This window comes from Pelomicrobium sp. (assembly GCF_036803785.1).
GTDB lineage: Bacteria > Pseudomonadota > Gammaproteobacteria > Burkholderiales > UBA6910 > Pelomicrobium.
The window spans coordinates 1-10719 of sequence record NZ_DAIRTR010000103.1 but is presented as its reverse complement, the minus strand read 5'-3'; the positions used below and the strand labels follow the sequence as shown (position 1 = coordinate 10719).

Annotated in this window: 11 protein-coding genes; 1 reads left to right on the top strand and 10 read right to left on the bottom strand. The window is 62.7% G+C overall.

Annotated features, from left to right (window positions below; all coding sequences use genetic code 11):
* Positions 1-113: 113 nt before the first annotated feature.
* The 10 genes from secG to V7Q81_RS11690 all read right to left on the bottom strand — a co-directional run bounded on the left by secG (position 114) and on the right by V7Q81_RS11690 (position 10387).
* Positions 114-461, bottom strand: coding sequence for a preprotein translocase subunit SecG (gene secG / locus V7Q81_RS11735; RefSeq protein WP_333843482.1), 348 nt, complete (start codon positions 459-461; stop codon positions 114-116).
* A 12-nt stretch (positions 462-473) separates the two neighbouring features.
* Complete coding sequence (gene tpiA, locus V7Q81_RS11730; RefSeq protein WP_333843480.1) at positions 474-1229, bottom strand: triose-phosphate isomerase; 756 nt, start codon at positions 1227-1229, stop codon at positions 474-476.
* A 199-nt stretch (positions 1230-1428) separates the two neighbouring features.
* On the bottom strand, positions 1429-2220 hold the full coding sequence (pstB, locus tag V7Q81_RS11725) for a phosphate ABC transporter ATP-binding protein PstB (protein ID WP_333843478.1): 792 nt from the start codon (positions 2218-2220) through the stop codon (positions 1429-1431).
* A gap of 17 nt (positions 2221-2237) precedes the next feature.
* Entirely contained in the window at positions 2238-3170 is a 933-nt protein-coding gene (pstA, locus tag V7Q81_RS11720; protein ID WP_333843476.1) for a phosphate ABC transporter permease PstA, read from the bottom strand.
* A complete protein-coding gene (gene pstC, locus V7Q81_RS11715; protein ID WP_442954826.1) occupies positions 3170-4120 on the bottom strand; it encodes a phosphate ABC transporter permease subunit PstC in 951 nt (316 codons plus the stop codon). Before pstC ends, pstA begins: the two co-directional genes overlap by 1 nt.
* A 91-nt stretch (positions 4121-4211) precedes the next feature.
* Positions 4212-5219, bottom strand: coding sequence for a PstS family phosphate ABC transporter substrate-binding protein (locus tag V7Q81_RS11710; RefSeq protein WP_333843475.1), 1008 nt, complete (start codon positions 5217-5219; stop codon positions 4212-4214).
* A gap of 147 nt (positions 5220-5366) precedes the next feature.
* Positions 5367-6722 (bottom strand): phosphoglucosamine mutase, encoded by a 1356-nt coding sequence (gene glmM, locus V7Q81_RS11705; protein ID WP_333843474.1) that lies wholly within the window; start codon positions 6720-6722, stop codon positions 5367-5369.
* A gap of 142 nt (positions 6723-6864) precedes the next feature.
* On the bottom strand, positions 6865-7698 hold the full coding sequence (gene folP, locus V7Q81_RS11700; protein ID WP_333843473.1) for a dihydropteroate synthase: 834 nt from the start codon (positions 7696-7698) through the stop codon (positions 6865-6867).
* Positions 7699-7783: 85 nt separating this feature from the next.
* Positions 7784-9679, bottom strand: a complete 1896-nt coding sequence (ftsH, locus tag V7Q81_RS11695; protein ID WP_333843471.1) for an ATP-dependent zinc metalloprotease FtsH — start codon at positions 9677-9679, stop codon at positions 7784-7786.
* Between the two features lie 54 nt (positions 9680-9733).
* On the bottom strand, positions 9734-10387 hold the full coding sequence (locus tag V7Q81_RS11690) for an RlmE family RNA methyltransferase (protein WP_333843469.1): 654 nt from the start codon (positions 10385-10387) through the stop codon (positions 9734-9736).
* A gap of 35 nt (positions 10388-10422) precedes the next feature.
* On the opposite strand from V7Q81_RS11690, the gene yhbY reads away from it, so the two are divergent.
* Positions 10423-10719: ribosome assembly RNA-binding protein YhbY (gene yhbY / locus V7Q81_RS11685; RefSeq protein WP_333843467.1), on the top strand; the 297-nt coding region annotated here is incomplete at its 3' end.

The window sequence follows — 10719 nt, the reverse complement described above, 5'->3', positions numbered from 1 at the left end:
CCTCAAGACGGCGTGTCTACCAATTTCACCACGTCGGCGGCATCGTTATTACGTAGGTCGGATGGCCCGCCCAGGTCAGGAATCCCGGCCTCGGGCACCGCCACCCGCAACCCCTATTTCGGTATCTCCTTCGCCTTAGAGGCCTCCGAACCCGGCGCCGGGACCTCAGCGGGCGGCGCCACCGGCTTGCTCTGCACCGGCTGGTTGGCCATGACACCCTGACGCTCGGCCTTCTGACCGCTCAGATAAGCAAGACCCATACTGGTCAGAAAAAACACCACCGCCAAGAGCGCTGTAGTGCGGCTCAAGAAATTGGCCGAGCCAGTCGCGCCGAATAGACTACCCGAGGCGCCGCTGCCAAATGCCGCCCCCACGTCGGCGCCCTTGCCGTGCTGGAGCAAAACCAGCCCGATGATACCCGCAGCAGCGAGCACGTGAATGACCAGGATCAAGATTCGCACGCTTTGCCTCGTCTACGCCTGGGCGGCGCGGCAGATGGCGATGAACTCCTCGCTCACCAGGGAGGCGCCGCCGATCAGCCCCCCGTCAATGTCCGGCATGGAGAACAGGGCCTGGGCGTTCGAGCCCTTGACGCTGCCGCCGTACAAAAGGGTGAGGCGAGCGGCCACCGCACCGTCGCGCTCCGCCACCCGGCGGCGCAGGTAGGCGTGGACCTCCTGGGCTTGGTCGGGCGTCGCCGTCCTGCCGGTGCCAATCGCCCACACGGGTTCGTAGGCGAGAACGCAACCGCTCAAGGCAGCAACGCCCAGGCTGTCCATCACCGCCTCAAGCTGGCGGGCCACCACCGCTTCGGTCTCGCCCCGCTCCCGCTCCTCCAGCCGCTCTCCCAGGCATACGATGGGGGTCAACCCGGCGTTCAGCACCGCCTGGCACTTGGCCGCCACCAGCGCGTCCGATTCACCATGATAGCTGCGGCGCTCCGAGTGGCCGACGATCACATAGCGGGCGCCGAATTCGGCAATCATCTGGGCCGAGACCTCGCCGGTGAAGGCCCCCTTCGCGTGCCGGCTAGCATCCTGTGCCCCCCACAGCATGTGGGTGCCGGACAGCAGCTCTTGGGCCTGCTGGAGGTAAGGGAACGGAACACACACGGCCACGTCCACCCGGTCAAGCCCCCGCGTCGCGGGCACGAGGGCTGCCAACAGCGCCCGGTTCTCGGCCAGGCTTCCGTGCATTTTCCAATTGCCTGCAACGAGCTTTCGGCGCATCCAGACCCGTCCCTCAAAACTAAGAAATGTTACCTGCTCAGCTAGATAGGGTCAACCAAAATGCCGTGAAGACCCTTCTAGGGACCTCGAGAGAAGGAGACGGCTCCAATGGGATCAGGCCATGGCGAGGTGGGTTCTCGCCCCGTCGCTCGGGGGTGCCAGAGGAAATATCAGGGGGTTGCGGCCGTGGCTCGGCGCTTTAGCCGAACCGCCCCGTGATGTAATCCTCGGTCTGCTTGTTCTTGGGCTTGATGAACAGCTCGTCAGTCGGGCCGAACTCGATCAGCTCGCCCAAATACATGTAGGCGGTGTAATCGGAGATGCGGGCCGCCTGCTGCATGTTATGCGTGACGATGAGGATCGTGACCTTTTTCTTGAGCTCTGCAGTCAGCTCTTCGATGCTGGCCGTGGCAATGGGGTCCAAAGCGGACGTGGGCTCGTCGAACAGAAGTAGCTCGGGATCCGTGGCCAGGGCCCGGGCAATGCACAGCCGCTGTTGCTGGCCGCCCGAAAGGTTGAACGCTAAATCATTCAGGCGATCCTTGACCTCTTCCCACAGCGCTGCACTGCGCAGCGCCTCTTCCACCTTCTCGTCCAGTACCGCCTTCTGGCGCACGCCCCTCACCCTCAGTCCATAGGCGACGTTTTCGTAGATCGACTTAGGAAAGGGATTAGGCTTCTGGAACACCATGCTGATGCGCATCCGTACTTCGATGGGATCCACCCTAGGGCTCAAGATATTCACGTTGTCCGGCCGCAGATGGATCTCGCCTTCGTACCGGTTTCCCGGATAGAGATCGTGCATACGATTGAACGACCTCAGGAAAGTGGACTTGCCACAGCCCGAGGGGCCGATGAGTGCCGTAATCTGATGCTCGGCAATCGGCATGTTGATGTTCTTGAGAGCATGATAGGTGCCGTAATAGAAATTGAAATTGCGCACCTCAGCCTTGATCGGCGTGCCGGCAGGGGGCGGGGTCATGACCGTCATCGAGGCGTTTCTCCTCCTTACCATTTAATCTTCTGGCGTATCCGGTAGCGTAGATAGATCGCCAAGGCGTTCATGAGCAAAGTCATGACGATGAGCACGACACCGGCCGCTGCCGCATTCACCTGAAACGCGGATTCTGGCCTCGTCACCCAGTTAAACATCTGGATCGGAAGGAGAGTGAACGGGGAGAACAGCCACTCGAAGTTGACGAACGGGGGAGCGCTGGAGATGGGCGCGGGCGGCAGGAAGGCGATGAAGGTCAAGGCGCCGATGGTGATGACCGGCGCGGTCTCCCCGATCGCCCGGGCGAGCCCGATGATCACGCCGGTCAGGATACCTGCCGACGAATACGGCAGCACGTGATCCGATACCACCTGCCACTTGGTGGCGCCCACCGCATAGGCTGCCTCGCGGATGGCTTGCGGGACGGAGCGGATTGCTTCCCGTGTGGCCACGATGACCACCGGGAGGATCAAGAGCGCGAGGGTCAGTCCCGCGGACAGGATACTCTGTCCGAATCCCAGCGCGTAGACGAACAGCCCCAACGCGAGCAAGCCGTAGACGATAGAAGGAACCCCGGCCAGATTGGTCACGTTAATTTCGATCAGGGTCGTGATCCAGTTCTTGGGGGCGTACTCCTCTAGATAGATTCCCGCCGCGACGCCGAGGGGAACGGCGGCAAAAAGAGTGACCAGCATCACCAGGGCAGTGCCAACCCACGCCGAGAGGATACCCGCCTGTTCGGCCCGGCGCGACGGAAAGCTGGTAAGGAATTCCCAGGAGATCCTGGGCACCCCGTCGATCAGCAGATCAACGAACAGTGCCAGCAAAGTCACCACACCCACCATGGTGGCCAAGATCCCAAGCAGCACAAACAGGTGATCCCCCAGCTTGCGACGGCCAATCATCCGGCGGATCGCTTCTAAGTCTCGCGGGTGCGGATATGCCATCAGTAAGCCTCGCGGAAACGTTGGCGCAAGAGATGTCCGAGCACGTTGAATCCGAGGGTCAGCATGATCAACGTCAAGCCCGCGGCGAAGATGGTCTGGTACTCGAGCGAGCCGTGGGGCAAATCGCCAAGGCTCACCTGCACGATGTAGGCGGTCAGCGTCGCCGCTGGCTCCATCGGATTCCAGGTGAAGTTGGGCTGCTGCCCGGCGGCGATGGCCACCACCATGGTCTCTCCGATTGCCCGCGATATGCCGAGCACGAACGCCGCAACCACCCCAGAGGTCGCTGCCGGCAGCACCACCCGCAAAGCCGTTTGTAATCGGGTCGCTCCCATGGCGAAGCTACCTTCACGCATGGCCATGGGCACGGCCCGCATCGCATCTTCGGATACCGAGGAGACGTAGGGGATGATCATGATCCCGACGACGATGCCGGGACCGAGCATGTTAAACCCCTGCAAGTCGGGGATAAACTTCTGCAACAGGGGTGTGACGAACAGCAGGGCAAAATAGCCGAAGACCACGGTGGGCACACCCTCGAGCATTTCGAGAAAAGGCTTTACCACCTCTCGCACGGAATGGGGCGCGAACTCGCTCAAATATAAAGCGATCACGATCCCCAGGGGGAGCGCCACCGCCAAGGCCACACCCGCCACTACCACAGTCCCGGAAAGCAAAGGGAGGATCCCGAAATGCTTCTCGGTAAAAAGCGGTGTCCACTGGGTATCAGTGAGGAATTCGACGAGGGAGACCTGCTCGAAGAAGCCGATTGATTCGTAGACCAAGATGACCACGATGGCAACGGTGGTCGCGACGGCAGAGAACGCCGCCAGGAACAGGGCGAATTCGATGGCCCGCTCCTTGAGGTTTCGGAAGCGCCGGTGTAGCAGGCGATTGGTTGCTTGGGCAGCCGCCGCTTGTTCTGGGGTCGCAGGAGCCACAGTGCTCATAAGACGACGGAAAGGCAGGCCGTAATTATGACAGACGGTGCGGGGTAGTAAAAAGCCGGGGGATGCTCCCCCGGCTTTTCCTGGCTGGCAGTTATAGCTTGGCTTCGCGCTTGAGAAGCTCCTCTACTGCCACGCCAACTTCGGCCTCTCCGCCGAACGCAGTTCCGAACTTCCTGTTCTTGAAGTTTTGCATGGCGAGCTCATAGGCTGCCTTGGGAAGATCGACATAACCCACTTCCTTGGCAAGCTTGCCTGCGTGGGTCAGGTAGAACTCGACGAATTGCCGAACCTCGGGCCTCGCCAACGATTTCTCGCTCACGTAGATGAAGATCGGACGGGACAGGGGCTGATAAGTGCCCTTGTTGACCGTCTCGATGGAGGGAGCAACCGCGGGGCTCTTTTCATCCACCTTGATCTTGACCGCTTTCAGCTTGTCCTTGTTCTCCACGTAGTAGGCAAGTCCCAAGTAGCCGATGGCGTTCACGTCGCGGCTGACGAACTGCACCGTCACGTTGTCGTCTTCCGTCGCCAGGTAATCACCCCGGCTTGCCTTGGCTTTTCCGTTGACTGCCTCGGTGAAGTAGTCGAAGGTGCCGGAGTCGGCCCCGGCGCCGGCGAGCTTGAGCGGCGCGTCGGGAAAACCCTCGCGAATCTGCTTCCAGTTGGTGACCTTGCCCTGGGAATCCGGGTGATACATCTTCCTCAGCTCCGCCACGGTCAACTCCTCAGCCCAGGTGTTTTTCGGGTTGATGATTACCGTGAGGGCATCGAAAGCAACTGGTAGCTCGATGTAGCGAATGCCAGCCTTTTGGCAATCCTCCATCTCCTTTTTAAGAATGGGACGGGAGGCGTTCGAGATGTCGGTTTCTCCGCGGCAGAATTTCTTGAAACCGCCGCCAGTACCGGAGATGCCGACGGTCACTTTGTACTTGCCTTTGGTGGCCTTCTGGAATTCTTCGGCTACTGCCTCCGTGATGGGGTAAACCGTGCTGGAGCCGTCAATCTTTACAATGTCGGCGTGGGAAAGTGGCACCGAGCCGAGGGAGCCCGCCAGAAATGCCACTGCCCCGAGCCATTTACAACCAGTCGCTAGGCGCATGAATCGTTCTCCTCATCTAGTTACGTAAGCATGCAGGCGAAATCCTACCCCCGCTCGGTTACAGTTTCGTGACGAAAGAGAGCTCCCGGCATCCAACGCCCGGGATATAGATAAGCGAGTGAATTCGAGCGTATTTTATGGTTGGGTTCAGCCTGCCGCTTCCCGCACTGCATCGGCCAGGTTCTGGGCGAGCCGGGTCACCTGCTCCCGAGAGCGGCCCTCCACCATCACCCGGATGACGGGCTCAGTGCCGGAGGCTCGCAGCAGCACCCGGCCGTCCCCGTTCAAAAGCCGCTCGGTTTCCCTCACCGCCGACTGGACTCCGGCGTGGTTGCGGAAATCGAACCCGCGCTCCACTCGTACGTTGACCAGGACTTGGGGATAGAGGGTAAGCTCCCGGGTCAACTCGGCCAGGCTCTCCCCCCGCCCGCGAATGGCATGGAGCACTTGCAGGGCCGAGACGACGCCATCGCCAGTGGTATGCCTGTCCAGGCAGATGATGTGACCGGAATTCTCACCCCCCAACTCCCATCCTTCCTGCAGCAAAAGCTCCAGCACATAGCGGTCCCCCACCTTCGCCCGCTTGAAGGGGACACCCCGCTCAGCAAAGGCCCGCTCCAGGGCGTAGTTGGTCATGAGGGTGCCCGCCACTCCCCCGTTCAGGTTTCCCAGCTCTCGGCGTAACAGGGCGATCACGTAGAGGAGCTGGTCTCCATCGTAAAGCCGCCCTTCCGCGTCCGCCATCACCACCCGGTCCCCGTCTCCGTCGAACGCGATCCCCAGGTCCGCCCCCTGCGCGCGAATCGCCTGTTGAAGTCCTTGGGGATACAACGCCCCAGCGTCCCGATTGATGTTCAACCCGTCGGGCTCGGCGCCGATGGTCACCACGTCCGCCCCGAGCTCATGGAACACATGGGGAGCAACATGGTAAGTCGCCCCGTGGGCGCAATCGACCACCAGCCGCATGCCCCGCAAGTCGAGCCGGCTGGGAAAGGTGCTTTTGCAAAACTCGATGTAACGCCCGGGGGCGTCGTTTACTCGTCGCGCTCTTCCCAGACCCGCGGAAGGCATGGTGACCATGGGTTCTTCCAGGGCAGCTTCGATCGCTTCTTCCGTCTCGTCGGCGAGCTTGAAGCCATCGGCCGAGAAGAACTTAATGCCGTTGTCATCGTAAGGATTGTGGGAAGCGCTGATCACCACCCCTGCCTGCAGGCGCAAGGCCCGGGTGAGGTAGGCTACGGCCGGCGTAGGCATGGGTCCGGAGAGCATGACGTCCACCCCTGCGGCGGAAAAGCCCGCCTCCAGGGCAGCCTCCAGCATATAGCCGGAGATGCGGGTGTCCTTGCCGATCAGCACCGCCGGCCGTTCCCCCTTGGGGAGGCAGGAGCGGGCGATCAGCGTTTTACCCGCCGCGTAGCCCAGCCGCATCACGAAGTCGGGCGTGATGGGGGCCTCTCCTACCCGCCCCCGTATTCCATCCGTTCCGAAATACTTTCTTTTCATACGCCGTGCCGCCCAGATCCGACAAACGGCATCAATCTACCCCACCCGCCTTCCGGGAACAATCGTCCGGCTTTTCCGGCGAACCGCCTACTTCAGGGGCACAAGGAAAGGTAAAAAAACCTTAAAACATTAGAGGGTATTTTTAGGTGGTACCGGCGACGGCCGTCAGGACCGCCAGGGCATCCCGGGTCGCGGCCACATCATGGACCCGCACGATGTGGGCGCCCCGCTCCACCGCGAGCACGGCGGCGGCGAGGCTCGCGGCGAGGCGCTCGTTCACGTCCCGGCCGGTGATCCTGCCCAGCACCGACTTGCGCGATAGCCCCACCAGCACCGCAACCCCCAGGGCGGCGAACACGGGCAAGTCGCGGAAGAGGGCCAGGTTGTGGGAGCGATCCTTGCCGAAACCGAAGCCGGGATCCACCACGAGGCGGCTGCGATCGATGCCCGCCCTCTCAGCGGCCGCCACCCGTTCGGCTAGGAAGTCGCGCACCTCCCGTACCACGTCCCCGTAGACGGGATTTACCTGCATGGTGCGCGGCTCGCCCTGCATGTGCATGAGGCATACCGCCACATCGCTTCCCGCCACCGCCTCCAGCGCTCCTGGAGCCCGCAGCGCCATGATGTCGTTCACCATGGCCGCACCGGCAGCGATCGCGGCGCGCATTACTTGGGGCTTCATGGTGTCCACCGACACCGGCACCCCCAGGGTCACCGCCGCCTCCAGCACTGGCATCACCCGCCGCAACTCCTCTTCCACCGGCACCGGCTCGGCCCCTGGGCGGGACGATTCTCCGCCGATGTCCAGGAGGTCGGCCCCTTCCTCCACCAGCCGGCGGGCGTGGTCGATGGCGGCCTGGGCCGAGAGATAAAGCCCCCCGTCGGAGAAGGAGTCGGGGGTGACATTGACCACCCCCATGATCAGAGGGCGGGAAAGGTCCAGCGTGAACCTGCCGCAGCGCAGAGACCGGTTCATCGGGGAAAGGACAGTAAGGGAAGACCAGGCCGGAGGCGAGACTTCATGCCACCCTCCCTGCTCTCCGACAGCCGCCTCTCCCCGCTCAAGCCTCCTGGGCCGGCCGGGTGGTGGGGGAAGCGCTGGGCTTGTTGTCGTGGGCCGCGGCCCCCGCGGACGCTGGGGCCACGGCCGGCTTGGGCGGCCGTGGCGGGCGGCCTTCCATGATGTCGTTGATCTGATCGGCGTCGATGGTTTCCCACTCGAGGAGGGCCTTGGCCATCAGCTCCACCTTGTCCCGGTTTTCCTCGATTAGCCGCCGCGCCAGGGCGTACTGCTGGTCGATAATGCGCCGGATTTCCTGGTCCACCTTCTGCATGGTGGCCTCGGACACGTTTTTGTGAGTGGTGATGGAACGACCAAGGAATACTTCTCCCTCGTTCTCGCCGTATACCATGGGACCCATCACCTCGCTCATGCCCCACTCGGTGACCATGCGCCGGGCCATGTCGGTGGCCTTGCGGAAGTCGTCGGACGCCCCCGTGGTCATCTGGTTCATGAAGATTTCCTCGGCGATGCGCCCGCCGAAGAGCACCGCGATCTTGTTGAGGATGTACTCCCGGTCATAGCTGTAGCGGTCTTCTTCCGGCAGCTGCATGGTCACCCCCAGGGCTCTGCCTCGGGGGATGATGGTCACCTTGTGCACCGGGTCGGTCTTGGGCAGCAGCTTGGCCACCACCGCATGGCCGGCCTCGTGATAGGCGGTGTTCCTGCGCTCGTGCTCGGGCATGACCATGGAACGACGTTCCGCGCCCATCATGATCTTGTCCTTGGCCCGCTCGAAATCTTCCATGTCCACGAGCCGTTTGTTGGCCCGCGCCGCGAAGAGGGCTGCCTCGTTTACTAGGTTGGCCAGATCAGCACCGGAAAATCCCGGGGTTCCCCGCGCGATCACATCGGGACGCACGTCCGGCGCCACCGGCACCTTGCGCATATGCACCATCAGAATCTGCTCGCGTCCGCGGATGTCGGGCAAGGGCACCACCACCTGCCGGTCGAAGCGCCCGGGCCTGAGCAGCGCCGGATCCAGCACGTCGGGTCGGTTGGTGGCCGCAATCACGATCACGCCGGAAGTGGATTCGAAACCGTCCATCTCCACCAGCAACTGGTTCAGGGTCTGCTCCCGCTCGTCGTTGCCACCGCCCAGGCCCGCACCCCGCTGGCGCCCCACCGCGTCGATCTCGTCGATGAACACGATGCAGGGAGCATGCTTCTTCGCCTGCTCGAACATATCGCGCACCCGGGCAGCGCCCACGCCGACGAACATCTCGACAAAGTCGGAACCCGAGATGCTGAAGAAGGGCACTTTGGCCTCGCCGGCGATCGCCTTGGCAAGCAGGGTCTTGCCGGTGCCGGGATTACCCACCATGAGCACCCCGCGGGGAATGCGTCCACCCAGCTTCTGGAACTTACCTGGATCGCGCAGGAACTCCACCAGTTCCGCCACTTCCTCCTTTGCTTCCTCACAGCCCGCTACATCAGCGAAGGTGACGGTGTTCTGGGACTCGTCCAGCATGCGCGCCCGGCTCTTGCCAAAAGAGAACGCTCCGCCTCGGCCGCCGCCCTGCATCTGGCGCATAAAAAAGATCCACACGCCGATGAGCAGCAGCATGGGGAACCAGGAGACGAAGATGTTCATGAGCAGGGACGGCTCCTCCTCGGGCTTCGCCTCGATGATCACGCCGTTTTTGAGAAGATCGCTCACCATCCACGGATCCGAGGGGGAATAGGTGACGAAACGCTTACCGTCGGTCTTTACCCCTTTGAGGGTACGCCCCTCGATGGTCACCTTGGCGATGTGCCCCGCCTTCACCTCCTCGATGAACTGGGAGTAGTTCATTTGGGCCTGGGGCTGCTGGCGGGCGCTGAACTGGTTAAACACGGTCATCAGCACTAGAGCGATGACCAGCCAGATAGCGATGTTCTTAACGAGGTTATTCAAAGCTGCTCCTGAAGAAAGATGCTTAAGGACCCTTCCCGGGCCCTCCGTTACATTCTAAACCGAATCGCCCTCTTCCGTGGCCCGTGCGGGTCCCCTAAAGCCGCTCGCCAGCAGATAGACTTCCGGCGAGCGACTGCGGGACGCGCCGGGCTTGCGCACGGCCACTTTCAAAAACCGCCTACGCAACCCCGTCGCGAATTCCTCGAACCCGGCCCCCTGAAACACTTTGACTAGGAGGGTGCCGCCCGGTTTCAAATAGCCCTGGCAGAATTCCACCACCGCTTGAACGAGCTCCAGGCTGCGAGCCTGATCTACTTCGGGCACACCGCTTATGTTGGGGGCCATATCCGAGAGCACAAGATCCGCCCGACGCTCGCCCAGGGTGCCAGCAAGCCGCTCAAGGGTGGCCTGGTCGCGGAAATCCCCGAGGATGAAGGCCACGCCCTGAATCGGGGCCATCTCCAAACGGTCCACGGCCAGTACCCGGCCCGCAGCCCCCACCTGCTCGGCCGCCACCTGGCTCCAGCCCCCCGGGGCCGACCCCAGGTCCACGACCGTGAGCCCGGGCCTTAGGAGGTGGTCGCGCCGATTGAGCTCCAGAAGCTTGTAGGCCGCCCGCGAACGATAGCCTTCAGCCCGGGCCCGTCGCACGTAGGGGTCGGACACATGCTCCTGCATCCACGCCTTGCTGGTCTTGGAGCGGGCCATGGGCTAAGATCGCACACCTTGATCAAAAAAGCCTCATGCCAGAGCTTACCCCTGCTGAGCGGCGCTCTCTCAAGGCCCGAGCCCATAGGCTCAAGCCGGTGGTGCGCACCGGCGAGGCCGGGCTGTCGGCGGCCGTGATGGCGGAAATCGACCGGCAACTCACGTGCCACGGGCTCATCAAGGTGCGCCTCACCGCGGCAGACCGGAAGGAGCGGGCCGCCTTGGCTCAAGCCCTGGAGGCTGCCCTGGGCGCCAATCTGGTCCAGCGGATCGGCAGGATCCTGGTGCTCTTCCGGCCCAAGCCGGAAGGATCCCCCGCCCCTCCCGGCAGG

What these genes read in the sequence shown, in the direction of transcription:
- pstC (WP_442954826.1), bottom strand. Translation starts at nt 4,120, where the DNA reads ATGAGCACTGTGGCTCCTGCGACCCCAGAACAAGCGGCGGCTGCCCAA.
- folP (WP_333843473.1), bottom strand. Translation starts at nt 7,698, where the DNA reads ATGAACCGGTCTCTGCGCTGCGGCAGGTTCACGCTGGACCTTTCCCGC.
- V7Q81_RS11690 (WP_333843469.1), bottom strand. Translation starts at nt 10,387, where the DNA reads ATGGCCCGCTCCAAGACCAGCAAGGCGTGGATGCAGGAGCATGTGTCC.
- V7Q81_RS11710 (WP_333843475.1), bottom strand. Translation starts at nt 5,219, where the DNA reads ATGCGCCTAGCGACTGGTTGTAAATGGCTCGGGGCAGTGGCATTTCTG.
- glmM (WP_333843474.1), bottom strand. Translation starts at nt 6,722, where the DNA reads ATGAAAAGAAAGTATTTCGGAACGGATGGAATACGGGGGCGGGTAGGA.
- tpiA (WP_333843480.1), bottom strand. Translation starts at nt 1,229, where the DNA reads ATGCGCCGAAAGCTCGTTGCAGGCAATTGGAAAATGCACGGAAGCCTG.
- pstA (WP_333843476.1), bottom strand. Translation starts at nt 3,170, where the DNA reads ATGGCATATCCGCACCCGCGAGACTTAGAAGCGATCCGCCGGATGATT.
- pstB (WP_333843478.1), bottom strand. Translation starts at nt 2,220, where the DNA reads ATGACGGTCATGACCCCGCCCCCTGCCGGCACGCCGATCAAGGCTGAG.